We start from the raw sequence: 26,373 nt of genomic DNA on the forward strand, positions 1-26,373 counted from the left end.
TGCTCACTCGGCCAGTTCGGCCTGCCAGTCTTCGATCTGACTGGCCGAGACGCCCTGCACGTTCCCGGCGATCTCGGCGGGGTCCACGTCACGGAGGTCCTCGGGTGCGTCGACGCCGACGGCTTCGAGCTTCTCTGCGGTCGCACTGCCGACGCCGTTCAGGTCTTCGAGGTCGTCGATCCGGTTGCGGGCCTGATACTCGGCGTAGTTGCAGATCGGACAGCCCAGTTCCCACGGATCGTCGTCGTCCTCGTCGTCGACGATCGAAATCTCTGGCAGGTCGTGTTCCTCACAGCGGTCCTCGCCGACCTCGATGTCGCCGTTGCGTGGCAGGGGCAGCGAGTACTCACAGTCGGGATAGCGCGTACAGCCCACCAGCCGGGAGCCAGAGCGCAGGCGCTTGATCGCAAGCTCCCCATCATGTTCGGAACCACACTCGGGACACACCCCGATCACCTGATCGTCCGTCTCGTCGGCTTTCTCGGCCTCACAGCGCGGGCAGCCGTGGACGAACGTGTCCCGGCCGGCGAGCATCTTCACGTGATTGAGATCGTGCTCGTCGCACGCCTCGTCGAGCACCAGCGGCTCACCAGTCGAGGGCAGGGGCAGCGTGTAGCGACACTCGGGGAAGCCGTCACAGCCGACGAAATAGGAGCCCTGTCGCGACCGGCGCACGAGCAGGTCCGCGCCACAGTCGGGACACGGCCCCAGCATTTTGTCGGCTTTCAACGACTCCTGCAGGAACTCACCGACTTCCTCGCGTGACTCGGCCAGTTCCTCGAAGACCCGTTCGAGCATCGCCCGGGACTCGGCAGTTACCTCGTCCAGCGGCTGCTCGCCGCTGGCGATGGCCGACATGTCCGCCTCCATCTGGGCGGTCATCTCCTCGCTGACGATCCGGTCGGCGAACTCTTCGGCGGCCTCGACGACCGCGTCGGCCAGTGCCGTCGGCCGTGGCGGATCGTTCTCGATGTAGCCCCGGTCGTATAGCTTTTCGATGGTGTTGTGGCGGGTCGAGTTGTGAACGACGACACCCCCTTCGACCGCGAAGTTCGGTGCCATCTCGTCGACTGTCAGATCGTACACGGACCCGTCGTAGTCACGTTCACGGATCGAGCGAACCTCGGCCGTCGATGGAACGCCACGAAGGGTTGCATACACGGTCCGTTCGAAGTCACACGCTCGATAGCGGTTGGTGCGCAGACCGTCTTTACTACGGTTGCTACCGTCGACGACCTTCTCTACGTGCCCCTCGTCACGGAGTTCACGGATCGTCGATTGGACGACCGCTCTCGACACGTCGAGCTCGACAGCCAGAGTCTTAGTCGATTTCGCTTCCGACGCAATCGCTTCGAGTACCGTCGCTTTTCGCTTCGTCACGTCGTACGAATCGAGTGCATCGAGACCACGATAGAACTTCTCGTCGGCCGAGATCGGAACGATATCGAGGAAGCGTTCGAGGTTCCGGCGACCGCGAATGTGGAGTTTGTGCTGGCCCGTAGAAACCTTCGTCTTAACATCCATATTAGACAGCATTTGCTGGACGCCATAGAGAAGATCGTGATCCGTGTTGGAGATGAACGCTTTGCGTTCCCGAGAGATGTGTCCCTCGTCGTCGAACAGTGCACCGACGAACACCGGTTGCAACGGTTCCGGTACGTCGGGCACACCGTCTTTGGTCGTGTCGTCGAGGATTCTGACGAGAATACGACCAAGAACAGAGGACAGTGAGACGTGATACTTCTCTCTGTGGTGAGCTTCTCGGCCCGGACGACTGCTGACAGTCGGTGATTCGTCGAATAACGTCTCGATATCGTCTGCGAACCGTCGAATCAGTGCTTCGTCAGTGTTGTGGTACCGAACGTCGATCGTGTTCTCTCCCTCACGATAATGGACCGATCCATCACCGAGCATGCACCCGAGCACACGAGCGAGTGCAGGCGACCAATCGAGTGGGAACGGGTTCTGGATCGTCGTGTCGTAGTTGAGTCCGTGGAGTCGATCAGGCCGAATATCGAGTTCCCCCAGCAACCACACTGGGACGTCCTTGTCGTGGTTTTCGTACCGCGTTATCGCGGGTCGGTGTGAACCGAGGCGGTCGGCAAACTCCGCCTGTGTTTCACCCGTTTCAGATCGTCGCTGTGCGAGAGCATCGTTACAGTCAGTGCCGTAGAGTTTGGATGATTTGGTACAGTCTGTGGCGAACTCGTGCCACGAGAGAACCCGTTTATCGGAGTTTCCAGCGGTTACGGACGATGTTCGCCGTGCAGTGACTAATTCTACAGACTCGTCGATTTCGGCGGCCTGTACGACCCTGATACCCTCGTCGGTATCGACATACAGCGGATGCTCGTCCGTCACCGAGAACGAACTCCGTTCGGTCTCGATCTCGTACACAGTCTCCTCGGGTCCCAGCGGGCGCTTGCTTACGAGCGTCGATTCTCGCTCGTGTGTCCGCCCGTCGAATTCGTCGTAGGAGATTGTCGTGGGGGATTGCTCGGATACCGCGATATCAGTGTCGCCGTCAGCGAGGACGACTTCGCCTTCGGCGAACAGCGATTCGATCGGGCGGCGTTCGACATCGCCGCTCTCAGTGCGGGTGAGGACCGAGCTGTCTTCGGTGAGACATTTCGTCCCCAGCCCCAGTTCCTCCATCTTCCGAATCAGACGCGACTGGCCGTAGCGTCGCGGTGGCTGGGTCTGCTTGGCTTCGAGTTCCACGTCGCTCATCGCCAGATCGTCGCCCTCGTCGACGGCCGGGACGACGTTCTCGCTGGCCGACAAGTAGGGGTAGACGGCGTGATAGCCCGGTTCGAGCAGGCGCTTGCCGTTGGCTTTCAGGGAGTGGCCCGCTGCCTCGGCGACGACACGGAGGTGTGCCCACTTCGCTGGCTCGGCGACCGTCGCGAAAAATCGACGGACGACGAGTTCGTATATCTCCCACTCGTCGTCGTCGAGTTCACCGCGGGGCGGCAGTTCGCCCGTCGGGTGGATCGGGGGGTGGTCGGTCGTCTCCTCGTCGCCCTCGGTGGGGACGATCTCGTCCTGTTCGAGCAGCGATTCTGCGTCCTCGCCGAAGGCACGCGAACCGACGAAGGCGTCGAGCAAGGCGTCGGGGTCCAGATCCTCGGGATAGACGGTGTTGTCCGTCCGCGGGTAAGTCATGTAGCCGGCGGTGTACAGCTCCTCGGCGAGACTCATGGCCCGCTGGGCCGAGTAGCCAAGCGACCCCGCGGCGGAGATGAAGGCCGTCGTGTTGAACGGCTCGGGCGGTGCGTCCGTCCGGGTGCGCTTGCGGACCGACGTGACCGTCGCGCTGTCGACGCCCGAGAGATCCGCATAGACCGCTTCGGCCGTCGCTTCGTCCCAGACGCGCTCGGCCTCGCTGCCGTCGTCGTCGTAGAAGTACTGGGCCTCGAAGCTCGTGCCCTCTTTCGTCAGATCGGCGAAAATCTCCCAGTAGTCCTCGGGATCGAACGCCTGAATCTCGCGCTCGCGGTCGACGATCAGTTTGAGGGTGGGAGACTGGACCCGGCCCACCGAAATGAAGTCGTCGCCCAGCTGACGGGCCGACAGCGAGAGGAAGCGCGTCAGCGCGGCCCCCCAGACGAGGTCGATCACCTGCCGGGCCTCTCCCGCTGCGGCCAGATCGAAGTCGATCTCGTCGGGGTTGGCGAAGGCCTCTTGGACTTCCCGCTCCGTGATCGACGAGAAGCGCACCCGGTCGACGGGCACGTCGGTCTCCTCGCGGATCAGTTCGTACGCTTCCTTGCCGATCAGTTCGCCCTCGCGATCGTAGTCGGTCGCGATGGTGGCCGTATCTGCCTGTCGCGCCAGCTTTCGCAGCGTCGCGACGATGTTCTCCTGTGTCGCGGATTTGGTCACCTCGGCGTCGACCAGTTCCGCCGGCTCCACGTCGCGCCAGTCCGAATACTCGGGCGGGAAGTCCACGCCGACGACGTGGCCCGACAGCCCCATACAGCGCTTGGTCCCCCAGCGATAGACGTTGACGCCGTTGACCCGGTCGGCCTCGGCGGCCCCGTCGCTCAGAATCTCCGCGATCCGCCGGGCGGCGTTCTCCTTCTCGGTGATGATCAGCTCCACGCGCCATCACCAGTCCGTTCGATCATGGGGACTGATACGACCGACGCCGTTCTAAAACCTTTCGGGGAAATCGCAAGGCAGCGCGTGTGTGCGTGCGGTTGCGGGCGTCTGGGCGTGCAGCCTGTGTGCGTGCGGGTCGCGCGTACTCGCACGTGAGAGTGCTGTCGTTGGGATCGGTTCGGAGAGTCCGTGAGGAAAGCGAACAGACGGAGATCGGGCCACCTGTTTCGGCCGGCCGATAAGCCGACGGGTGGGACTTTCCGGCTGTTCACGGGGAAACAGCGACATGCAGAGCGGTCGCTTCGAATCGATCCGTCGTGACTGCTAGAGGTACTCGAAGTCGGCGGCGTCGGTCTCGAAGCCGACGCGGTCGTGGGCCCAGTCGAAGGGAACGTCGTCCTGACGTTCGGCGAGGAAGTCGACGATCTGTTCGCCGACGTTTTCGCCGTACAGCGTCGGGCCGGACTGGATCTCCTCGCGGACCGCCGGGGTCTCGGCGACGTACTCGACCATGTCAGTGACGTAGTCGCCCGAGACCGGTGGAACGAGCAGGTTCGTCTTGGCGTCGAAGACGGTCTCGGGGCGGTCGGTGTTGAAGCGCGTCGTCAGGCAGATGGCCTCGTCGATGACGTTGAGTTCCTCCTGCATGCTGCCCGAGTCGGTCAGTTCGGCGAGGCACTGGCCCGACTGGAGGAACTCGTAGACGTGGGCGTGCTTCTTCCACAGCCCCGTAAAGAGGAAGTTCTCGTGCTCGGCTTCGAGTGTCAGCAGGCGGTCGCGGTAGCCGTACTGTTCGAGGGCCTCGCGCGTGGCCGTGAGTTCGAGGAAATTGACGTTGTAGCCCGCCTCCACGAGACCGATGACGCCCTCGACGATCGCTTTGAAGCGGTCGGGAAGCAAGTTCGCCCGGCGGTGGATGTCCACGCGGATCCAGTCGTCGCGTTCTTCGAGGATGGGATAGATGTCGAAGATACTCTCTTCCAGTTCGACATCCGTCTTCTGAGCGATGGCGTCGACGACGGAGTTGCCGACGACGGGGATGCGCTCGCGGCCGTCGACTTCGGCGGGGTACCCTTCGTTTTCGAGGTGGTCGCGGTTCAGTTCCACCGGCGCGAAGTGGTAGTGGGAGGCCGCAGAGCCGACGAAGGTGTCGTACTGCTCGGGGAACGGTTCGGCGCGGTTGAGCGACCACTCGCCCTCCCACTGGGCCTCGACGGCGTCGGCGGGGTCGGCGTCGAAGTCGAAGTCGGGCGACATGCCCCGCAGGCCCGCCTCGTTGTGGGCGACGGCCTGGTTGGTCGCGAACTGCCACGCCTGTGGGACGATGCCGGCGGCGTGGGTGTCGCCGTGGACCAGCGGCAGGACTGTCGTGTCCTCCCACTGATCGAGTCGGTCGGTGAACGCGTCGATCCGGCGGTGGACCTGTGCGGTCTTTTCGGAAAGACTGCCTCTGATACCCAGGTCGACCGCGATGCGGTCTTCGAGGTCGTACTCCGCGAGACCGTGGCCCAGCACGTCGTCGTAGTGCTGGCCGGTGTGGAGGACGAAACACGGCAGCCCCTTCTCGCGCGCGGCGTCGACCACGGGCGCTTGTTTGTAGAAGTCCGGTTTGGTGGCAGTGACGACGGCGAGGACGAACTCGCCGCGGTCCATCTGCCGGGCGAGTCGGTCCTCGTAGACAGTCAGCTCACTCATTACCGGACCATCCAGGCCCGCCATCCTGTAGGCTTCGGTTTCACTGGCAAGCACGGCAGGTGCGACACTTCGATGGACTCATTCACCTCGGGGCGAAAGCGCGGGTATGGACCGCCCGGTCAGGATTGCCCGCATGCTCGCCGCTGGCCTCGTGTTCGTCACCGCGTCGTATCACCTCTGGTGGGGCTTTCCCCGAATGCTCGTCTATCTGCAGGGGCTGTCGTCGCTCACGAGTCAGGGGATACTTCCCGATCCACGCCCCTTCCTGTTCGTCGCCCTCGGAGTGGTCTTGCTCGCCGGTCCCTACCTCGTCACCCGTGACCTGCTCACCATCCGGCGGGCGTATCTCGCCGGCATCGCGTTCATGCTCCTGTCCTTCGTCGCGTGGGTGGTCTGGCACCAGACCGGTCACGGTGCGTTCATTCGGGGCATCCCCGCACCCGAGACGACCAGTCACAGCCACGGCAGCGTGCTCTACTCGATCTACGATCACTACGTGACGACGCCGACCGAAGGCATCATCAAGAGCACCGAGGTACTGGCAGCGGGACTGCTCGTCTGGCTCCTTCGGAACGATCCCGCCGCGGACGCCGACGGTCGGCCCGCGGACGGTGAGCGCGCTGCAAGCGAGTGAACGCGATCCGCGGCGTCTCATACTGTCGGCTGTCACCGCTGCGAACTATTTGCGACCCCTGGGATCGCGAGACGCTTCACAGATGGACAGTCGGCAGTATCAGCGCTCGCGAACGTACTCGACGAAGGAGAGTTCCCCGCGGTCCTCCCGGGAGACCTCTCGCCAGTCGTCCCATTCGACTGCGGGAAAGTACGTGTCGCCGTCGTACTCGTCGTAGACCTCCGTCAGGACGAGCCGGTCCGCGTCGAGCAGGAACTGCTCGTAGACGGTCGCGCCACCCACGACGTACGCCACGTCGCTGCCGGTCGCAAGCGCCGCGTCGACGGCCTCGTCGATCGAAGCCACGCCGACAGCACCCTCGGGGAACTCCCGCTCGCGAGTCGTCAGCACGACGTTCGTCCGGCCTGGCAGTGGCTCACCGAGACCATCGACGATCCCCTCGTACGTGCGCCGTCCCATCACGACAGGGTGGCCCATCGTCGTCTCCTTGAAGTGTGCGAGGTCTTCGGGGTAGTGCCACGGCAGATCCCCGTCGACGCCGATGACGCCGTTCTCGGCGACGGCGGCGACGAGGGCGATTTCGATCCCGTCGGTGTCGTCCCCGCTCATCTCACTCGGCCACCGAGAACGAGATTCCCGGTGCTGGATCGTAGCCCCGGAGTTCGAAGTCGTCGTACGTCAGTTCGTCCAGCGGTTTGTCGGCGATCACCATGGTCGGGCGCTCGCGTGGCTCGCGGGCGCACTGTTCGAGCAGTCCCGGCACGTGGTCGTACCCCTCCTGTCCGTCGTCTTCGGCCGGCGCGGTCGATTCCAGCCACTCTCTGACGCCGCGGTACTCGTCGGCGGTCTCGACCTGTCGGAGCCGTTCCTGCAGGTCGCCGAGGTGGTCCGCGTACCACTCGCCGCGAGCGCCCGCACCACAGTAGACGTGGGCGTCGACGATGGTGTGGGCGAAGGAGCCGAGTTCGAAGTCGGTCCGCTGGGCGACGGCCTGTGCCAGCAGCGAGTAGGCGGCGATGTTGAACGGGATCCCCAGCGCGATGTCACCCGAACGCTGTGTCAGGTGGACGTTCAGGCGGCCACCCTGCACGTTGAACACGAAGGTGTAGTGACAGGGTGGCAGCGTCGAGACGGTGGCGTTGGCCGGGTGCCAGGCGTTGACGACGAGCCGCCGGGAATGGGGGTTCTCGTCGAGCGTGTCCATGACGTAGGCGAGCTGGTCGAACGTGCCGTCGTCGTTGACCCACCGATGTCTGTCGTCGGGCCAGCTTTCGCCGGGGAGCTGTGCGTCGTCGTCGGGGATCGGATAGCGCCGCCAGAACCGCCCGTAGGCAGTGTCGAGGTGTCCCTCCTCGTCGGCCCACGCGTCCCAGATGCCGGTTTCCTCGCGGAGGTCGCGGATGTGCTCCTCGCCCGAAAGATACCACAGCAGTTCGTGGATCAGGGAGTGCCAGCGAAAGCCCGAGAGGTCCTTCGTGGTCAGCAGTGGGAACCCCGCTGCGAGGTCCACCTCGTAGTGCTGGCTAAACGTCGCGATCGTGTCGACACCCGTGCGATTTGGCTTGTACGTCCCTTCCCGGAGCGTCGAATCGACGAGATCGAGATACTGTTGCATTGATGATGTCCGTGGTTGGCTTCGACTTAGTTACTCTGGCGACACAGCCGTTCGGGTGTCGTGTCTTCGACACCGAAGACACAGCGTGGTGCGACGGCCTACCCCTCTAGCTCCGTCCGCAGCAACTGATTCACGTCACCCGGATCGGCAGAGCCGCCCGTCTTCTGCATGACCTGTCCAACGAGGAAATTGATCGCGCCGTCGTCGCCGTCCTCGTAGTCCGCGACGGCGTCAGGGTTCTCCTCGATGGCATCCTCGACGGCCTGCTGAACTTCGTCGCCGCTGGTCTTGCCCAGATCCTCGCGTTCGACGATCTCGTCTGGCGCGTCACCCTCGTCCAGCATCTCCCGGAGGACCGTCTCCTTGGCGTTCTTGGCGGTGATCTCCTCGTCGGCGACGAGTGCGACGAGACGTTCGATCTCGTCGAGTCGGTCCTCGATGTCGGTGATCGCCATGTCGCGGTAGTTCAGTTCGCCCAGCAGTTCGTCGGCGACCCACGTCGCGGCGAGGTCGGCGTCGAAGCGCTCGGCGACGGCCTCGAAGAAGTCCGCGACCTGCTTCGTCGAGGTGAGTTTCGAGGCGGCTTCCTCGCTCAGGCCGTACTCGGCGACGAAGCGGTCGCGGCGGGCGTCGGGCAGTTCCGGGATGGAGAGTTCGTCCTTCCAGTGAGAGACCTGTAGCGGCGGGAGGTCGGCCTCGCGGAAGTAACGGTAGTCCTTCTCCTCCTCTTTGGATCGCATCCCGACGGTGTTGCCGTGGGTCTCGTTGAAGTGGCGGGTCTCCTGTGCGACTTCCCGGCCCGACTGGACGAGTTTCTTCTGGCGAGAGGCCTCGAAAGCCAGCGCCTTCTCTGCGCCCTTGTGACTGGAGATGTTCTTGACCTCCGTGCGGTTGGCGTCTTCGAGCACTGCTTCGTCGATGCTGCCGTCCTCGTTCACGTCGTCGGCGTCAACCAGCGAGAGGTTCGCGTCGATACGCAGGCTGCCGTCACGGGTCGCGTCGAACACGCCCAGATATTCCAGCACCTCCTCCAGCTTTTCGAGGAACGCCCGGACCTCGCCGGGGTCCCGGAAGTCCGGTCGCGTGACGATCTCCATCAGCGGCGTCCCCGCGCGGTTGTAGTCGATCAGGGTGTAGTCGGCGCGGTCGATCCCCGTCGTCCGGGCATCGAGCGGGCCAGTGCCCTCGCGGACGTGCTTGATCGACCCGGGGTCCTCTTCGAGGTGGGCGCGTCGGATGCCGACCGTGCGGCTGTCGCCCTCGTGTGAGAACTCCAACTGTCCGTCCTGGCAGATCGGCGAGTCGTACTGCGTGATCTGGAAGTTCTTGGGCAGGTCGGGATAGTAGTAGTTCTTCCGGTGGAAGGTCGTCTCCTCGGGAATCGAGGCGTCGATGGCCTTGCCGATCTTGACCGCGGATTCGACAGCGGCCTCGTTGAGCACCGGGAGCGCGCCGGGCAGGCCGAGACACACCGGACACGTGTTGGTGTTTGGCTCGTCGCGCTGCTCGGTCGAACAGCCACAGAAGATCTTCGTCTCGGTCTCGAGCTGGACGTGCACCTCGAGCCCGATGACGGTCGCGAGCTCGCGCGATTCGGCAGCTTGCGCAGTCATTACCCGCGGTTCGGTGTCGCGGGGCTAAAGGCTAACGACCTTCGGGACGAGGGTCGTCGGACGGTCGACTGCCGCAAACGCTTTGAGTCGTCGTCACGGGGTAGCACGTGACAACGAGTCCGGTCGGCCGGGCGATGGCGTGTGGCGTCCCGGCCGACGTGGTCGGCCACCGGAGCATCGGTGGGGGCACAGCGTCATGAGTGACACACCGCGACACGACGGACGACAGGACCGCGAGCGACCGGCGAGCCGTGGTCGTGACCGGTCGGCGAGTAGCGAGACGACCGACCGAGTGTGTCCGCTCACGCGACCGACGTGGGACCACTGTGTCGGACTCGGGGCGCTCGTCGTCGTCGCGAGCGGGGTCGCAAGCGGGGCGCCGACCGGCAGCGTGACGGCGGTCACCCCGACCACTTGGGCGGCAGTACTCCAGACGAGCACGGAACCGCCGGCGCTACTCGATTACTTCACGTTCATCCCACAGGCGCTCCTGGTGTTTTTCCTGCTCGGCCTGCGCCGGTACGTGCTGGACGAGGAGGACGTGCCGTGGTGGCTCGACGGCGACCGTCTACGGACGCGTGTCGACGCGCTCGTGCCGAACTACGGCCAGCGGCTCCGTCAGCGAGTCCTCGCACGACTGTCGACGACGAGCACGGCGACGGACCAGCGCGACGACACCACCACGCCGGCGGCGGACAGTCACACGGGATCAGCAGGTGCGTCTTCGACCAACACGGCAGCGACCGGCACGGGACCGGCGGCAGGCACGAACCGGAACGCCTCGTCGAAGGCGGACACGACGCCGCCCTCGGGAGCGAGCACACGGTCCACGCAGTCGGGGTCGAATCGATCCGTCCGGGCGAGTCGGGCGACCGACCCGGTGCCGGATCGGCTCGCACTCGCCTACGGGAATCAGCGCCTCGTCGTCACCGATGGCGATACGGTGGACGAACAGATCCGCGCGATGCTGCGGGCGGCCGACGAGAGCGAGCACGCGAAGTGGATCGACGACCGCCATCTCCACTTCATCCACGACGAGCACGGCTTCACGCTGGTCGTCGACGGCGAGAATCCGACGCGGCTCAACGGCGAGCGGATGCGTCCGGGCGACCGTGCTCGTGTCTCTCCGGGTGACGAAATCGACCTTTCGGGCGTCGTCACACTCGCCGTCGAACGGCCGTGAACGGGTCCGCGAGAGCGAAAACCGCCACACCTGTCACGAATACTGTCATTGTCTGACGTAGGTATAAGTGGACAGACCGGCAGGTCGTGGGTATGTGCGGTAACCGTGTCGAGGAACTCGAAACGCGCGTCAAGGAACTCGAAGCCTCCGTCGAAGGACTGACCGACGAACTGGTCGAGTGCAAGGTTCGACTGCGTGAACTCGAAAGTGCCGTCGACGAAGACCTCGGCTTCGACGCCGAGGGAACGGCCGACGAAAGTGACACTCAGGAGAGCACCGAGAGCACCGTAGCCGACAGTACTAAGCAAGCGGGCAGCAACGACGAGAACAACCGGGAGGAAAGCGAGGCCGAGTCCGACTCCGACATCATCGTCGCGTAAGGACTGGGCCACGAGCGACCCAATGCACATCAAAGAGCTCGTACTCGACAATTTCAAGAGTTTCGGCCGGAAGACGCGGATCCCCTTCTACGAGGATTTCACCGTCGTCACCGGGCCGAACGGATCGGGCAAGTCCAACATCATCGACTCAGTTCTCTTCGCGCTCGGACTCGCCCGCACCTCGGGCATCCGCGCCGAGAAACTGACCGATCTGATCTACAATCCGGGCCACGCCGACGAGGACAGCGACAGCAACGAGGAACGCGAAGCCAGCGTCGAGGTGATCCTCGACAACGAGGACCGGAACTTAGAGCGCTCGCAGGTCGTCAACGCCGCCGGCACCGAGGACGTGGGCGACGTAGACGAGATCTCGATCAAGCGCCGCGTCAAGGAGACCGAGGACAACTACTACTCCTATTACTACATCAACGGCCGCTCGGTCAATCTCGGCGACATTCAGGACCTGCTGGCACAGGCCGGCGTCACGCCAGAGGGATACAACGTCGTCATGCAGGGCGACGTGACCGAGATCATCAACATGACACCCCACGCCCGCCGGGAGATCATCGACGAGATCGCCGGTGTGGCCCAGTTCGACGCCAAGAAGGCCGACGCCTTCGACGAACTCGAAGTCGTTCAGGAGCGCATCGACGAGGCGGAGCTGCGCATCGAGGAGAAACAGGACCGCCTCGACCAGCTCGAAGACGAACGCGAGACCGCCCTGAAGTATCAGGACCTCCGCGAACAGAAAGAGGAGTACGAGGGGTATCGGAAAGCCGCCGAACTGGAGGACAAGCGCGAGGAACGCGAGGAGGTTCAAGCGGAGATCGACGATCTCGAAGACGAACTCAAAGACCTCCAGCAGGAACTCGACGAACGCCAGGGCAAGGTCGTCCGCCTCGAAGACGACCTGCAAGAACTCAACCACGAGATCGAACGCAAGGGCGAGGACGAACAGCTTGCGATCAAACGCGAGATCGAGGAGATCAAAGGCGACATCTCCCGACTCGAAGACAAGGTCGAGAACGCCGAAGCGAAGGTCGAGGACGCAGAGAACGAGCGCCGGCAGGCGTTCGTCCAGATCGACCGCAAGCAAGAGACTATCGACGACCTCGAAAGCGACATCCGCCAGACGAAAGTCGAGAAGTCGAACGTCAAAGCCGAGATCGCAGAGCAAGAGAGCGCACTCGCCGACGTGCAGGCACAGATCGACGAGGTCGGCGAGGAGTTCGAAGAAGTCAAAGACGAACTGGAAGCCAAGCGCGAGGCGCTGGAAGCGGCCAAATCCGAGAAAAACGACCTCCAGCGCGAACAGGATCGCCTGCTCGACGAGGCGCGCCGACGTTCGAACGAACAGCGCGAGAAGCGCGACGCCATCGAGGAGGCCGAGACCGAGGTCCCCGACCTGGAAGCCGCTATCGAGGACCTGGAGACGGAACTGGAGAAAGCAAAGAAGAACAAAGCGACGATTACCGAGGTCGTCGAGGACCTGAAAGCCGAGAAACGCGAACTCCAGAGCGAGATCGACGACCTCGAAGACGAGATCAGCGGTCTCCAGCAGGAGTACGCCAGTCTCGAAGCCAAGGCCGGGCAGGACGGTGACTCATCCTACGGTCGCGCGGTGACGACGATTCTCGAATCGGGCATGGACGGCGTCCACGGCACTGTCGGGCAGATCGGCGGCGTCGATCCCGACTACGCGACGGCCTGTGAGACGGCAGCGGGTGGCCGCCTCGCCCACGTCGTCGTCGACGACGACACCGTCGGCCAGCAGGGGATCGAGTACCTCAAATCGCGCAACGCGGGACGGGCGACCTTCCTCCCGATCACGGAGATGCACCAGCGCTCGCTGCCCAGCCTCCCACAGCACGGCGGCGTCATCGACTTCGCGTACAACCTCGTGGACTTCGATCCCGAGTACGCGGGCGTGTTCTCGTACGTGCTCGGTGATACCGTCGTCGTCGCGGACATGCAGACCGCCCGCGAGTTCATGGGTGACTTCCGCATGGTGACACTCGATGGGGATCTGGTCGAGAAGTCGGGCGCGATGACCGGCGGCTCATCGTCGGGGACGCGCTATTCCTTTTCGGGCGGGCAGGGGCAACTCGAACGCGTCGCGGCGAAGATCAACGAACTGGAAGACGAGCGTGCGGACCTGCGCGAGGACCTGCGAGACGTCGAGGGTCGCCTCGACGACGCCCGCGACCGACAGACCGACGCGAACGATCAGGTCCGCGAGATACAGAACGACATCGAGCGCAAGCGCGAGGCCATCGACGACGCCGAGGCCCGCGTCGAGCGCCTCGAAACCGAACTCGACGAGATCGAGGCCGAGCGCGAGGAAGTCTCCGAGGAGATGGACGAACTGGAGGCCGAAATCGCCACCCAGACCGACGCCATCGAGACGATCGAGGCCGACATCGACGACCTCGAAGCCGAGGTCGCGGATTCGGACCTGCCGGACCTGACCGACGAGGCAGACCGGATCAAGGAGACCATCGACGAACTGGAGAGTCGCGAGAGCGACCTCGATGCGGACCTCAACGAACTGCAACTCGAAAAGCAGTACGCCGAGGACAACATCGACGAACTCCACGACGACATTGAGGCCGCCCAGAACCGCAAGGCGGAGGCCGAAGAACGCATCGCCGAGTTGGAAGCCCAGATCGAGGACAAGCGCGACAAGAAGCAGGAAAAAGAAGAAGAGGTCGCACAACTGGAGGACGAACTGGCCGATCTCAAGGAAGAACGCGAGGGACTGCGCGAGGAACTGCAAGCCGCCAAGGAAGCCCGCGACGAACAGCAGTCGCTCGTCAGTGAGATCGAACGGGACCTCGACGACGCGAGCGAGGAGCGCGAGCGACTGGACTGGGAGATCGACGAACTCGAAGATCAGGTCGGCGACTACGACCCAGAGGAGATCCCCGACCACCACGTCGTCGAATCCCAGATCGGCCGCCTCGAATCCCAGATGGAGGAACTGGAGCCGGTCAACATGCGCGCCATCGACGAGTACGACGCCGTCGCGGACGATCTGGCCGATCTGGAGGACAAGAAAGAGACCCTCGTCGAAGAGGCCGACGGCATCCGCGACCGAATCGAGAGCTACGAGCAGCGCAAGAAGGCGACGTTCATGGACGCCTTCGACGACATCAACGAGCAGTTCGAAGACATCTTCGAACGGCTCTCGAACGGAACGGGCCACCTCCATCTCGAAGACGAAGCCGATCCCTTCGACGGCGGCCTGACGATGAAGGCCCAGCCCGGCGACAAGCCGATCCAGCGGCTCAACGCCATGTCCGGCGGCGAGAAGTCCCTGACTGCGCTGGCCTTCATCTTCGCCATTCAACGGCACAACCCAGCGCCCTTCTACGCGCTGGACGAGGTCGACGCGTTCCTCGACGCCGCCAACGCCGAACTGGTCGGCGAGATGGTCGACGAACTCGCGGGCGACGCCCAGTTCGTCGTCGTCTCGCACCGTTCTGCGCTGCTCGATCGCTCCGAACGGGCCATCGGCGTGACGATGCAGGACGACAACGTCAGCGCGGTGACGGGGATCGATCTCACCGGTGAGATCGGGGAGGTGCCGGCGGATGACTAGCGAGGGGCGCGACGAGCAACGCGAGGAGCGGTCCTCGAAAAGGTCGAGCGGGGAGCGCGAGGCGCAACGCGCCTCGGAACGGCGAACGGAGAGCGAAACGACCCGTGAGCGCGAGGCGCAACGCACCTCGGAACGGCAAACGGGGAGCGCGAGGCGCAACGCGCCTCGGGACGACGAACGGGGAGCGAAGCGACCCGTGAGCGAAGCGACCCGTGAGCAAAGCGACCCGCGAGGCGGCGAGGGGCGCGACGGTGACGACGACATCCCGCTGAATATTGCGGGCCACGAGGACAGGGAGGCCCCGTCAGGGGCAGCTGACGACCCCTTCGACATGGGGGGTGACGACGCCGGCGGCGACGAGCCGGTAGCCGAAGAAACGGACGACACCGACGAAGGGGAAGCCGACGAGGAAGAAGTCGAACCGGTGGAGGTGCTGGTCCAGCTGGCCGACGCCGGCGAGATCGATCCGTGGGACATCGACGTGGTCACGGTGACCGACAAGTTCCTCGAAGTGATCGACGAGGCGGACCTGCGCACCTCCGGGCGGGCGCTGTTCTACGCGTCGGTGTTGATTCGGATGAAGAGCGACGCAATGTTGAGCGACGACGAGCCAGACGAGGAGGTCGCAGAGCCGTGGGAGGAAGCGATGAGCGGCGGCGATCCGATCGACGAACCCGATCCCTTCGCCTCGCTCGAACAGGAGATGGATCGGCGACTGGAGCGCCGGCGCGCCCGTGGGATGCCCCAGACGCTCGACGAACTCGTGCGGGACCTGCGCGAGGCAGAGCGCGATTCGTGGTGGAAAGAGTCCCGGAGCTACGACACGAGCGAGTCGCCGAAGGGGTTCCAGCGCGGGACGCAGGAACTGGACTATCGCGGGGCCGACGACCTGCGGATGGACGACGAGCCGACGGCCGACGAGGTGACGGCAAACACCCACGGGGAGGATATCGACGCGATCATCGACGACGTACACGCGGCGCTTCGCGAGCAGTACGATGCCGGACGCGAAGAGGTGCTGTTCCGCGAGGTGCAGGACACCGGCGGATCGCGTGTCGAGACGTTCCTGGGCTTGCTCTTCCTCTCCCATCGCGGGCAGGTACGACTCCAGCAGGACGACCTCTTTGGCGACCTCTGGATACAGGACCCGAACGCCGCCACCGGCTCCGAGGAAGCGCTGGCCGACTGAGACGGCCGCGTGTCACCGGTGTGTGACTTCGCGAGCGATGGGTCGCGATACTCGGGACGACTCACAGCCCCAAGACGACCAAGCGGGGGGCAACAACGGTGGTGGCCGACCCACCGCGAGCGCAGTGGCTTTCGCCTCGCACTTTTTTATAAGAGCGGTTCGAGATACCCAGCACGAAACCCGTGTCGTCCGATACTATCCTTCCAGTGTGGACGGTCGGTGTCCTCGGCTTCGAAGCCGGGGATCCCGACCCGACCGGTCTCGCAGCGGCCGACGGCTACGAACTCGAACAGGTGACGCCAGCGACGCTCGGCGAGACACCTCTCGACGCGCTCCTCGTCGACAGTGGGTCGCTGGCAGCGCGTGACGAGACACTGCTTGGAGCGGTCGAGGCGGCCGAACTGTCGCTCGTCGTCGCCGTCAGCCGCGATGGAGGCGTGGACGTACCGGCGGCGGCGCTGGGCGTGGTCGACGAACACGTCGTACTCGACGATGCGGACCGCCTGCGTTCGATACTCGACGAGGCGCGCGAGCAACGCTGGGCGAATCTGGGACTGTCGGCCGAGGACCTCCTCGACCGTCTCTTCGAAGCGGTCCCGATCCACCTGTATCTCAAGGACACGTCGGCGTATCACACGCGAACGAGCAGCGCAAGCGAGACGCCGTACGACATCGTGGGGAAGACGGACCGAGAGATCTACGAGAACGAGCAGTTCACGGCCGAAAGCTATCGGGACGATTTGCACGTCATCGAGACCGGCGAGTCCATCCTGGAAAAGGAGGAGTACGACGACCTGGCGGAGTCCTGGACGCTCTGTTCGAAAGTCCCACTGGAGGGGCGCGACGGCGAGGTCGTGGGGCTGGTCGGCATCTCGAAACAGATCACGGAGCGAAAGGAGGTACAGGCGGATCTCGAACGCCAGATCGACCGGCTCGAAGAGTTCGCGAGTATCCTCTCACACGACCTCCGCAATCCACTCGCGGTCACGCTGGGCCGTGCCGAACTCGCCTACGAGACGTATCCCGAGAACGAGCACGTCGAGTCGATCCTGCGCAACGTCAAGCGGATGGGGACGATCATCGACGAAGTGCTGACGATGACCAGACAGGGGCGACGTGTCGAGCAGACAGAGCCGGTCTCGCTACAGTCGATCGCCCAGCGAAACTGGGAGCGAATCGAGACCGCCAATGGGGACCTGACGGTATCGACGCCGTTCCAGTTCGAAGGCGACCACGACAGACTCGATCACCTGTTCGAGCACCTCTTTGCCAACTCCATCGAACACGGCGGCGACGACGTGTCCGTGGTCGTCGAACCGTTACCAGACGGCGACGGCTTCGTCGTGGAAGACGACGGTCCCGGGATCGACCCCGAGGACCGGGCGCAGGTGTTCGAACAGGGGTACTCCACGGCGTCGGACGGGACCGGGCTGGGACTCAACATCGTCGAGCAGGTGGCCGAGGCCCACGGCTGGGACCTCGCGCTCGAAGCGAGCGACAGCGGCGGCGCTCGCTTCGTCGTCACCGGTCTCGACGGCGCAAAAAGTGTTAAATAGTCTTAGTGTGTATGTTACTAACACACATGACCCCAACGAAACTCCGAGAGCGCCTGCAGGAGCGCGGTGACAGGGTCGACACGAAGCAGTTCATCGAGGCACTGGAGTACGTTCGCGACGACGGTCGACACTGACCACGCACCCCTTCTCACAGGACGAGTCCCGACTGGAGCGTGGCGACCAGTAGCGTCACCGTCGCGACGCTGGCGACCGTGGTGACGAACACCGACGTGCTGACGAACTGACTGGCCGACAGACCGTCGGTCTCGCCACTGAACGCACCGACCAGAATCACCGGCGTCACTGCGGTCGGGGCCGCGGTCAGCAGGACGAACGTCCGCGCGACCGTCGGGTTCTCGAAGCCCGCGAGAAGCGCAATTGCGAGACCGACGAGCGGTGCGATCAGCAGTTTGGTCCCACTGGCGAGACCCACGCGACCGACCGTCTCGTCGACCGCGACGTTCGAGAGCCTGAGCCCGAGGATGAGCAACATGACGGGAATCGAAGCGTTGCCCACCATCTGGATGGTCTGCATCGCTGCAGTCGACGCCTCGGGGACGACACCCAGCCACCGCGCTGCCAAGGTTCCGACGACCGCGTAGATCAGCGGGATCGAGAAGACTCGTTTCATACTGCCCAGTGGATCGCCGTCGTCGCCCCGGGCGGCGATGTACACCCCGACAGTGTACAGGAGGACGCCCTGCAGCGCGGTGACGAGAATCGCCGTACTGCGTCCCGTCGCGCCGAACGCGAACTCCGAGAGCGGAATGCCGAAGTTACCGACGTTGGGGAAGGCAATGACGAGGACCAGCGCACCCAGCAGTGGCTCCGTCTGTCCGCTGAGACGACCGGCCCCCTCAGCGAGTGCGATCATCGCCGCCGAGAAGACGAGGACGGCGACGGTGACGCGCACGAGCGTCGACGCCGGAAACGGAGTCGTGGCGAGACTGTGGACGACCAGCGCGGGTGCGAGGACGTAGACGGTGACGGTGTTGAGCGCGCCGGGGTCCACGTCCGCGAAGCGACCGAGCAGGTAGCCCACGGCGGCGACGGCGACGACCGGCAGGATAGCGGTCGCGAAGATCGAGAGCAGCGACACAGCGGCGTGTCTGTGGCGGGCAGACACAACGCTGTCGGTCTCTCGGGACCCGACCGGTCGAGGACCGGGACGGGCGGTGACCACCAGACATTACTGCCGGCCCCGAGTGAGAGCGGGCATGGACACGCGAGAAGCCTTGCTCGTCGACGCCTTCACCGACGAGCCGATGGCGGGGAACCCGGCGGGGGTCGTCCCCGACGCGGATGGACTGGACGACGAGCAGTTACAGAAGATCGCGAGCGAACTCGGCGCGAGCGAGACGGCCTTCGTCGTCGACGACGATCTCGCCGACCGGCGCGTTCGGTACTTCACGCCCGAGTGTGAGATCGACCTCTGTGGGCACGCCACGGTGGCGACTCACGCACTCCTCTTCGAACGCGGCACCGTCGAGACCGGATCGCACACGCTCGCGACGGCCGCGGGCACCTTCGAGATCGAGATCACCGAGGACGGCACCGTCTGGATGGAGCAGGCGACTGCCGACGTGCGACCCGCGGACGTGTCCTACGACACCGTGGCCGACGCACTGGGTGTCGATCCGGCGACGCTGCGCGACGTGGGTGCGGACCTGCCGCTTGCGGTCGCCTCCACCGGCGTCCCCTTCCTGCTGGTCCCGATCAACTACTTCGAACACCTGCGGGACGCCGCGCCGGACATGGCGGCGATCCGCGACCTCTGTGAGTCGGTCGATGCACAGGGAATCTACGCGTTCACGTTCGACACGCTGGACGGCGATGCGACGATCCACGCTCGCGCGTTCGTCCCGCTGGCCGGCGTCCCCGAGGACCCCGTGACCGGGACGGGTGCGGGCGCGGCCTGTGCGTACCTTCGTCAACAGAACACACTCGACGGCGAGCGCGACGAACTGATCGTCGAACAGGGCCACTTCCTCGACCGACCGGGCCGTGTCCGCGTCGAGACCGACGGCCACGACGTGCGCGTCGGCGGGCGCGCCGTGACGACACTCGACGGGACACTCACCGTCCCCGAGAGCGAAGACGACGACATCATCGAGGCCTGAGAAAACGATGGGCTTTGTCGCCGAGTTCGAGGTGTCCTGCGAAGGGCTGCCGTTCGTCGAGGTCGCGACGGCCGTCCCGGCGGCGACCATCGACGTGGCGTTTCACCCCAGCGACGACTGGTACGCGGCCTTCCTCGTCGGTGTTGTCGAGGGACCTGTCGACGCAGTCGAAGCGGAACTCGACGCGGCGTCGTTCGTCGACAGATATACCGGCGTCGACCGTGGCAGCGACACGGCGTGGTACAGGGTCGAGCCGGCAGTCAGCATGGCGACGCGGCTCGGACCCCACGTCGACGATCTCTCTGAGTTGCGGGCGCTGGCCGGCGCGGACGCAGAGATCGAATCCATGCGCGTGACACAGACCGGCTGGCGCTATCGCGGCTGGTTCGCCGACCGAGCGGTGCTTGCCCGATTTCGCTCGTTCTGGGAGCGCAACGCCGAGTTTACACTCCGACGGCTCGTCCCCAGCGCCGACGAGGACGCCGGGGCTGGCCTCACGCCGCCCCAGCGGGAGGCGCTCCGGACGGCCCACGAGATGGGGTACTTCGAGATCCCACGGACCGCGTCGCTGCAGGAGATCGCCGCGGAACTCGACATCACGGCCTCGTCGCTCTCGGAACGGCTCCGGCGCGCTCAGACGTACCTCGTCGAGTCGACCGTCGCCGCGCCCGATCCGTCGGAGTTGTGAGCATATAAATGGCCGCACGACTGAGAGACAGCCTCAGTCCCACCCGTCGCCAACGAGCGAGTCCAGCGATGCAGACAGTACCTTCCGCTGACGGCACACGAATCGCGTACGAGACACACGGCGACGGCCCGCCGCTCGTCCTCTTGCACGGCGGGGGCACCCGGCGCTACTGGGACCCCGTCGTTCCCCATTTCGACGACTACACCGTCGTCGTGCCCGACCGGCGTGGGTGCGGCGATAGCGGCGACAACGACGAGTACAGCCTCGACACGGAGGTCGAAGACACCCTCGCGGTCGTCGACGCCGTCGACGGCAATCCGATCCTGTTCGGCCACTCCTTCGGCGGCCTCTGCGCTATCGAGGCAGCGCGTACCGCGTCAGTCGAGGCTGTCGTCGCCTACGAACCGGCCATTCTCGTCGGCGAGTACCGGGAGCAGGCTGATCTGACGACACAGATGCAGGCACGACTGGACGAGGGCGACCGTCGCGGCGCGATGCGCCTGCACCTCCGGGAAGTACTCCACGGCGACATTGGTGACGACGCGTTCGAGCAGTGGCTCGACGAGTGGCCGGCCTGGCCCGAGTCCGCACGGGGTGCCGAGCACGCTCTCAGAACGGATCGGGCCGTCGAGGCGTACGAACTCCCCGAGACCCTCGATGTTGGGGCACCGACACTCCTCCTGACTGGCAGCGAGGGGCCACAACACCTCCGGGACAGCGTCAGGGCCGGCCGCGACGCGATTCCGGACAGTCGCCTCGTCGAGTTCGAAGGACTCGGCCACAACGGACCCGCCACCGAACCGGACCGAGTCGCCGAGACCGTCCGTGAGTTCCTCGATCCCATCGAAATCAGCGCATAGAGCCAGCGGGTCCCGCTGGTCTCCCTTCATCCGGCCCGTCTCAAACCTTTCTTCGTTTCCGAGTCAGTGCGACGAAGATATGCCCGGATCGACAAGACCTTAACAGTCGTTCATTATAGTACAGGTGCGCACATGGCACTACGCTGGCTCGACGACATTACAGCCGACGACATCGATATCGTCGGCGGCAAGGCAGCATCTCTCGGTGAACTCGCGGGCGCGGGGCTGCCGGTCCCGCCCGCGTTCGTCGTCACTGCCGACACGTACCGCTCGTTCATCCAGTCGACCGGGATCGAAGACGAACTGTTCGCGTCGGTCTCGGTCGACACCGACGACTCGAAGGCACTGGCCGAGGCCGCAGAGCGGGCACAGGAACTGATTCTCGACACCGAGGTCCCAGCGTCGGTCCGGGACGACCTGCTCGCGGCCTTCGACGACCTCGACCACGACGTCGTCGCAGTTCGCTCGTCGGCGACCGCGGAAGACCTCCCCGACGCCTCCTTCGCCGGGCAACAGGAGACCTACCTCAACGTCGCCCGTGCGGACCTGCTGGACCGGGTCAAGGAGTGCTGGGCCTCGCTCTTCACCCAGCGTGCGATCTACTACCGGCAAGAACAGGGCTTTGCCCACGACGTGGTCGACATCGCCGTCGTCGTCCAGGCGATGGTCGACGCCGACGAGAGCGGCGTCCTCTTTACCAGCCACCCCTCGACGGGGGCAGAACAGGCCATCGTCGAAGCGGCGTGGGGACTGGGCGAGGCCGTCGTCTCCGGTGCGGTGTCGCCGGACAACTACGTCGTCGACCGCGAGACGGGTCGCGTCGAGGAGGTGACCGTCGCCGACAAGAAGGTGATGCACGTCCGCGACGGTGAGACGACCGTCGAGCGAGCGGTCCCCGACGAGAAGCGCGAGCAGCGCGTCCTCGACAGCGACGCTCTCGACCGTCTCGTGGCGATGGGCGAACGCGTCGAGGAGCACTACGGCACGCCACAGGACGTGGAGTGGGCCGTCGCCGACGGAACGCTGTACCTGCTGCAGTCCCGCCCGATCACGACCATCGACGAGACCGTCGCTGCAGGCGAGAGTCCGGGCAGCGCGGGCGAGGGTGGCGTCGCCGACGGCGGAGCGATGACGGCCCAGACAGACGGCGTCCTCGTCTCGGGGCTGGGCGCGAGTCCGGGGACGGTCGCCGGCACCGTCCGACTCGTCGACAAACTCGACCAGCTAGACAAGGTCGAACCCGGTGACATCATCGTCACGGAGATGACGACCCCCGACATGGTGCCGGCGATGAAGCGCGCGGCCGGCATCGTCACCGATCAGGGCGGCATGACAAGCCACGCCGCCATCGTCTCCCGCGAACTCGGCGTCCCCGCGGTCGTCGGCACCGACGGGGCGACGGCCCGCCTGCAGGACGGGCAGGACGTGACCATCGACGGCGACAAAGGGACGGTCGAACCCGGTGCGACGGCCGCCGCGGCCCAGCCAGAACCGGCGACCACGCAGCCGGGCGGACAGGCACAGCCAGCACCAAAGCCGATGACCGGCACCGAGATCAAAGTCAACGTCTCGATTCCCGCGGCCGCCGAGCGTGCCGCTGCGACCGGGGCCGACGGCGTCGGCCTGCTGCGGATCGAGCACATGATCCTCTCGACGAGCAAGACGCCCGAGCGCTACGTCGAGGACCACGGCGAGCGCGCCTACATCGACGAGATCGTCGACGGCGTTCGGACGGTGGCCGAGGAGTTCTACCCTCGTCCCGTGCGAGTCCGCACCCTCGACGCACCGACCGACGAGTTCCGACAGCTCGACGGCGGCGAGGACGAACCCAACGAACACAACCCGATGCTCGGCTACCGGGGCATCCGGCGCAGCCTCGACCGGCCCGACACCTTCCGGCTGGAACTGGAAGCGATCCGGCGGCTGTTCGATCTGGGCTATGACAACGTCGAGGTGATGCTCCCACTCGTCAACGACGCCGAGGACGTACTGCAGGCGAAGCGACTGCTCGCCGACGCCGGTATCGACCCCGAGAAGCGCACCTGGGGCGTGATGGTCGAGACGCCCGCGAGCGCGCTCTGTATCGACGAACTGTGCGAGACCGGCATCGACTTCGCCAGTTTCGGTACCAACGACCTGACCCAGTACACGCTCGCGGTCGACCGGAACAACGAGGCCGTCGCCGACCGCTTCGACGAACTCCACCCCGCCGTCCTCGAACTGATCGGGCGCACCATCGAGACCTGCCGCGAGTACGACGTGGACACGAGCATCTGCGGGCAGGCCGGCTCTAGACCCGAGATGGTCCAGTACCTCGTCGACGAGGGTGTCACCTCGATCAGCGCCAACGTCGACGCAGTACGAGACGTACAGCAGGAAGTCAAACGCGTCGAGCAGCGCCTCCTGCTGGAATCAGTCCGCGAGTAACGGGGTCGCGCCGCGACCGTTGCGCACCGACTGCCGAACTGGCGGTCGGTGACGCAGTACATAACTGTTGTTCAACGCACAGTAGGCCGGAAATAGTAATACCCGCTGGTCATGACCTGTTGGTATGCGATTGCGAACGCTACTCGTCGTGGCCGTGCTCGTTCTGGCAGGATGTTCGGGCTTCGGTGGGGGAACGGACGGCACCGCCACGGATAGCACGGAACCGACAGCGAAGATCACAGAGACCAGCGTCGACGGCGGCGATACCGCGAGTGAGTCGACAGACGCCGGTGGGACCGACGGTGACGGGTCCGAGACCAGTCCCTATCCCGCGGGCGTCAGCGAAGCGAGACTCGAAAACCTGACGCGGCTGCTCACAGCCCAGCAAGCCGCACTTTCGGATCGGTCGCACGTCACCGAGTACTGGCTGAACGCCACGGCCCAGCGCAACGGCGAGACGTTCGAACAGCGCATCCACACCCTCGAACGCCGCGCCAGCGACGGCACGCTCGCCTATCACTCGAACCGGACCGGAGCGACCGGCACGCGAGCGCTCTCGGTCTACGGGAACGACTCCATCGGTTTCAGCCAGCAGGTCACGCGGACCCAGCGCGAGAACCGGACGAGCTACACCCGCGCTATCTCCGGGACGCACCTCCAGCAACGACAGGGCGGGAACTTCTTCTCGATCTACGTGGCGTTTGGCAACTACACCACCACCAACGTGAGCGGGTCGGGCGAATCGATGCGAGTCGTCCTCGAAGCGACGGAGCGAAACGAGACGTTCACCGCGGATCTGGACACCAACATCAGCGGCTATCAGGGTCGCCTCGTGGTCGACGGTGACGGCGTCATCCGTTCGGCCGACATCGCGATGACGACCAACGAGTCTCAGGGGACGGCCGACTACGCCATCAACTTCGATCAGTCCGTCGGCGAGAACGTCACCGTCGGGCAGCCCTCGTGGTACGACACCGCACTTCAGCAGACGGCGGACGTGGGTCTCGCAACGACGGCAGACGGGGATACCATCGAACTGACGAACACCGGCAGCGACCCGATCGGGTCGGGGCAGGCCCTCCTCCTGACCCAGAACGGATCGGGCACTGGCTTCGTCCAGTTACAGCAGTCGATCGACCCCGGCGCAACAGTGTATCTCTATCGAGCAGCCGAGACGGATCGACTACAGGTGGCAGCGACGCGACCCGACGACGGCGCCGCCTTTACCGGAAGCTATCAGGTGGAACTGACGAACGGGACCGTCACTGTCGCGCAGTCGAACGTGACGTTCGAGTGAGACGGCCCCACCGTCCGGGCCGGCACACGACGGGTGACGGCCGGTCTGGCGAACACAACCGATTTACTCCTCGGTCACGTTCGCTGTGATACTGATGCAGCGGGCCGAGCCACAGTCGTTCGAACGCGTCCTCTCCTCGATGTGTACCGAACCGCACCCGGCGGCCCGCGAGGCGGCCCAGCGTTTCCTCGCGACTAATCCCGGCGATCCCGGCACCTACGAGACGGTCGCCGACCTCGAACGCGAGGCCGTCGAGATGCTGGGCGCGGTCACCGGACTCGGCGATCCGGCGGGCTACGTGACCAGCGGTGGCACAGAGGCCAACATTCAGGCGATCCGGGTCGCCCGAAATCGTGCGGACACCGACGATCCGAACGTCGTCGCACCGGAACACGCCCACTTTTCCTTTACCAAGGCCGCAGAACTGCTGGGCGTCGAACTCCGTACCGCACCGGCAACGGCGTACCGCGCCGACATGGACGCGATGGCCCACCTCGCGGACGAGGACACCATCGCCGTCGTCGGCGTCGCCGGCACGACCGAGTACGGCTTCGTCGACCCAATCCCGGCGATCGCGGATCTGGCCGACGAGGTGGGTGCGCTCTGTCACGTCGACGCCGCGTGGGGCGGGTTCTACCTCCCCTTCACGGACCACCGCTGGCACTTCGGCCACGCCGACGTGGACACGCTGACCATCGACCCCCACAAGGTCGGGCAAGCGGCGGTGCCCGCTGGCGGCCTGCTCGCGCGCTCGCCGGACCTGCTCGACGAACTGGCGATCGACACGCCGTATCTCGAATCTCGGAGTCAGGTGACACTGACCGGCACGCGCTCGGGTGCCGGCGTCGCCAGTGCCGTCGCCGCGATGGACGCCCTGTGGCGAGAAGGGTACCACGAGACCTACCAGCGCGCGATGGACAACGCCGAGTGGCTGGCCGAACAGCTCGACGTACGCGGTCACGACGTGATCGGCCCGGAACTCCCGCTGGTCGCCGCCGACCTGTCGGTCCCGATGACGGCCGAACTTCGGGATCGAGGCTGGCGCGTCTCCAAGACCGGCAGCGGCGAGATGCGCGTCGTTTGCATGCCCCACGTCACACGCTCGATGCTCCGGTCTTTCGTCGCCGATCTGGACTGGTACTAGCGGGAAGCATACCGCGCCGTCGGCGCGGTTTCACGCGAATCGCCGTGCGATTCGCGCTTTTTCACCCATGTTTTTCGATGAGTGGTGGCGAGGGGTGCGAGCCACCCGAAGTCGAAAAAGATGGCAGGTCACACGCTCGATGCTGCGTTCCTTCGTCGCAGATCTGGACTGGTACTAGCGGGAAGCATACCGCGCCGGAGGCGCGGTTTCACGCGAACGACGCCGAAACGGTGGTTGTAGAGCACTCCCGAGACCACATATCAACAC

The 26,373-nt window shown here is 65.1% G+C and carries 18 protein-coding genes; 12 read left to right on the forward strand and 6 right to left on the reverse strand.

Features of this window, described 5'->3' with window-relative positions; all coding sequences use genetic code 11:
* Positions 1 to 3: 3 nt before the first annotated feature.
* A complete protein-coding gene (locus AC5FRW_RS14495; RefSeq protein WP_493569175.1) occupies positions 4 to 4,104 on the reverse strand; it encodes a DNA topoisomerase I in 4,101 nt (1,366 codons plus the stop codon).
* Positions 4,105 to 4,428: 324 nt separating this feature from the next.
* Entirely contained in the window at positions 4,429 to 5,799 is a 1,371-nt protein-coding gene (locus AC5FRW_RS14500) for a UDP-N-acetyl glucosamine 2-epimerase (RefSeq protein WP_493569176.1), read from the reverse strand.
* 106 nt (positions 5,800 to 5,905) lie between these two features.
* Here AC5FRW_RS14500 and AC5FRW_RS14505 point away from each other — a divergent pair, with 106 nt between their 5' ends.
* The gene (locus AC5FRW_RS14505) at positions 5,906 to 6,433 is read left to right on the forward strand and encodes a hypothetical protein (protein ID WP_493569177.1); all 528 of its coding nucleotides are present in this window, start codon (positions 5,906 to 5,908) and stop codon (positions 6,431 to 6,433) included.
* Positions 6,434 to 6,532: 99 nt separating this feature from the next.
* On the opposite strand, the gene AC5FRW_RS14510 is transcribed toward AC5FRW_RS14505, so the two are convergent.
* From AC5FRW_RS14510 to gatB, 3 genes are all read right to left on the reverse strand, one after another.
* Positions 6,533 to 7,042: a dihydrofolate reductase gene (locus AC5FRW_RS14510; RefSeq protein ID WP_493569178.1), complete on the reverse strand. Its 510-nt coding sequence runs from the start codon at positions 7,040 to 7,042 to the stop codon at positions 6,533 to 6,535.
* A gap of 1 nt (position 7,043) precedes the next feature.
* Positions 7,044 to 8,048: a thymidylate synthase gene (gene thyA / locus AC5FRW_RS14515; protein WP_493569179.1), complete on the reverse strand. Its 1,005-nt coding sequence runs from the start codon at positions 8,046 to 8,048 to the stop codon at positions 7,044 to 7,046.
* A gap of 98 nt (positions 8,049 to 8,146) precedes the next feature.
* Positions 8,147 to 9,661, reverse strand: coding sequence for an Asp-tRNA(Asn)/Glu-tRNA(Gln) amidotransferase subunit GatB (gatB, locus tag AC5FRW_RS14520; RefSeq protein WP_493569180.1), 1,515 nt, complete (start codon positions 9,659 to 9,661; stop codon positions 8,147 to 8,149).
* 196 nt (positions 9,662 to 9,857) lie between these two features.
* On the opposite strand from gatB, the gene AC5FRW_RS14525 reads away from it, so the two are divergent.
* The 5 genes from AC5FRW_RS14525 to AC5FRW_RS14545 all read left to right on the forward strand — a co-directional run bounded on the left by AC5FRW_RS14525 (position 9,858) and on the right by AC5FRW_RS14545 (position 17,570).
* The gene (locus AC5FRW_RS14525) at positions 9,858 to 10,844 is read left to right on the forward strand and encodes an FHA domain-containing protein (RefSeq protein WP_493569181.1); all 987 of its coding nucleotides are present in this window, start codon (positions 9,858 to 9,860) and stop codon (positions 10,842 to 10,844) included.
* A 92-nt stretch (positions 10,845 to 10,936) separates the two neighbouring features.
* Entirely contained in the window at positions 10,937 to 11,224 is a 288-nt protein-coding gene (locus AC5FRW_RS14530) for a DUF7518 family protein (protein WP_493569182.1), read from the forward strand.
* Between the two features lie 22 nt (positions 11,225 to 11,246).
* The gene (gene smc, locus AC5FRW_RS14535) at positions 11,247 to 14,825 is read left to right on the forward strand and encodes a chromosome segregation protein SMC (RefSeq protein WP_493569183.1); all 3,579 of its coding nucleotides are present in this window, start codon (positions 11,247 to 11,249) and stop codon (positions 14,823 to 14,825) included.
* Entirely contained in the window at positions 14,818 to 16,014 is a 1,197-nt protein-coding gene (locus tag AC5FRW_RS14540; protein ID WP_493569184.1) for a segregation/condensation protein A, read from the forward strand. Before smc ends, AC5FRW_RS14540 begins: the two co-directional genes overlap by 8 nt.
* 182 nt (positions 16,015 to 16,196) lie before the next feature.
* On the forward strand, positions 16,197 to 17,570 hold the full coding sequence (locus AC5FRW_RS14545) for a sensor histidine kinase (protein ID WP_493569185.1): 1,374 nt from the start codon (positions 16,197 to 16,199) through the stop codon (positions 17,568 to 17,570).
* 148 nt (positions 17,571 to 17,718) lie between these two features.
* Here AC5FRW_RS14545 and AC5FRW_RS14550 read toward each other — a convergent pair whose 3' ends face one another.
* Positions 17,719 to 18,669, reverse strand: coding sequence for an AEC family transporter (locus AC5FRW_RS14550; RefSeq protein WP_493569186.1), 951 nt, complete (start codon positions 18,667 to 18,669; stop codon positions 17,719 to 17,721).
* Positions 18,670 to 18,787: 118 nt separating this feature from the next.
* On the opposite strand from AC5FRW_RS14550, the gene AC5FRW_RS14555 reads away from it, so the two are divergent.
* The 6 genes from AC5FRW_RS14555 to mfnA all read left to right on the forward strand — a co-directional run bounded on the left by AC5FRW_RS14555 (position 18,788) and on the right by mfnA (position 26,106).
* Positions 18,788 to 19,690 (forward strand): PhzF family phenazine biosynthesis protein, encoded by a 903-nt coding sequence (locus tag AC5FRW_RS14555; RefSeq protein ID WP_493569187.1) that lies wholly within the window; start codon positions 18,788 to 18,790, stop codon positions 19,688 to 19,690.
* Between the two features lie 7 nt (positions 19,691 to 19,697).
* Entirely contained in the window at positions 19,698 to 20,378 is a 681-nt protein-coding gene (locus AC5FRW_RS14560; protein ID WP_493569188.1) for a helix-turn-helix domain-containing protein, read from the forward strand.
* A 68-nt stretch (positions 20,379 to 20,446) separates the two neighbouring features.
* Positions 20,447 to 21,238, forward strand: coding sequence for an alpha/beta fold hydrolase (locus AC5FRW_RS14565; protein ID WP_493569189.1), 792 nt, complete (start codon positions 20,447 to 20,449; stop codon positions 21,236 to 21,238).
* Positions 21,239 to 21,370: 132 nt separating this feature from the next.
* Positions 21,371 to 23,665, forward strand: a complete 2,295-nt coding sequence (gene ppsA, locus AC5FRW_RS14570; protein ID WP_493569190.1) for a phosphoenolpyruvate synthase — start codon at positions 21,371 to 21,373, stop codon at positions 23,663 to 23,665.
* A 124-nt stretch (positions 23,666 to 23,789) separates the two neighbouring features.
* Complete coding sequence (locus AC5FRW_RS14575) at positions 23,790 to 24,962, forward strand: hypothetical protein (RefSeq protein WP_493569191.1); 1,173 nt, start codon at positions 23,790 to 23,792, stop codon at positions 24,960 to 24,962.
* A gap of 94 nt (positions 24,963 to 25,056) precedes the next feature.
* Complete coding sequence (gene mfnA / locus AC5FRW_RS14580) at positions 25,057 to 26,106, forward strand: tyrosine decarboxylase MfnA (protein WP_493569192.1); 1,050 nt, start codon at positions 25,057 to 25,059, stop codon at positions 26,104 to 26,106.
* Positions 26,107 to 26,373: the final 267 nt, after the last annotated feature.

The sequence above is a fragment of the Halomicrobium sp. HArcht3-1 genome (assembly GCF_058933345.1).

Bases quoted from the DNA above. Each gene is read 5' to 3' on its own strand.
- AC5FRW_RS14500 (WP_493569176.1), bottom strand. From the start codon at position 5,799: ATGAGTGAGCTGACTGTCTACGAGGACCGACTCGCCCGGCAGATGGAC.
- AC5FRW_RS14505 (WP_493569177.1), top strand. From the start codon at position 5,906: ATGGACCGCCCGGTCAGGATTGCCCGCATGCTCGCCGCTGGCCTCGTG.
- AC5FRW_RS14510 (WP_493569178.1), bottom strand. From the start codon at position 7,042: ATGAGCGGGGACGACACCGACGGGATCGAAATCGCCCTCGTCGCCGCC.
- thyA (WP_493569179.1), bottom strand. From the start codon at position 8,048: ATGCAACAGTATCTCGATCTCGTCGATTCGACGCTCCGGGAAGGGACG.
- gatB (WP_493569180.1), bottom strand. From the start codon at position 9,661: ATGACTGCGCAAGCTGCCGAATCGCGCGAGCTCGCGACCGTCATCGGG.
- AC5FRW_RS14525 (WP_493569181.1), top strand. From the start codon at position 9,858: ATGAGTGACACACCGCGACACGACGGACGACAGGACCGCGAGCGACCG.
- AC5FRW_RS14530 (WP_493569182.1), top strand. From the start codon at position 10,937: ATGTGCGGTAACCGTGTCGAGGAACTCGAAACGCGCGTCAAGGAACTC.
- smc (WP_493569183.1), top strand. From the start codon at position 11,247: ATGCACATCAAAGAGCTCGTACTCGACAATTTCAAGAGTTTCGGCCGG.
- AC5FRW_RS14540 (WP_493569184.1), top strand. From the start codon at position 14,818: ATGACTAGCGAGGGGCGCGACGAGCAACGCGAGGAGCGGTCCTCGAAA.
- AC5FRW_RS14555 (WP_493569187.1), top strand. From the start codon at position 18,788: ATGGACACGCGAGAAGCCTTGCTCGTCGACGCCTTCACCGACGAGCCG.
- AC5FRW_RS14560 (WP_493569188.1), top strand. From the start codon at position 19,698: ATGGGCTTTGTCGCCGAGTTCGAGGTGTCCTGCGAAGGGCTGCCGTTC.
- AC5FRW_RS14565 (WP_493569189.1), top strand. From the start codon at position 20,447: ATGCAGACAGTACCTTCCGCTGACGGCACACGAATCGCGTACGAGACA.
- ppsA (WP_493569190.1), top strand. From the start codon at position 21,371: ATGGCACTACGCTGGCTCGACGACATTACAGCCGACGACATCGATATC.
- AC5FRW_RS14575 (WP_493569191.1), top strand. From the start codon at position 23,790: ATGCGATTGCGAACGCTACTCGTCGTGGCCGTGCTCGTTCTGGCAGGA.
- mfnA (WP_493569192.1), top strand. From the start codon at position 25,057: ATGCAGCGGGCCGAGCCACAGTCGTTCGAACGCGTCCTCTCCTCGATG.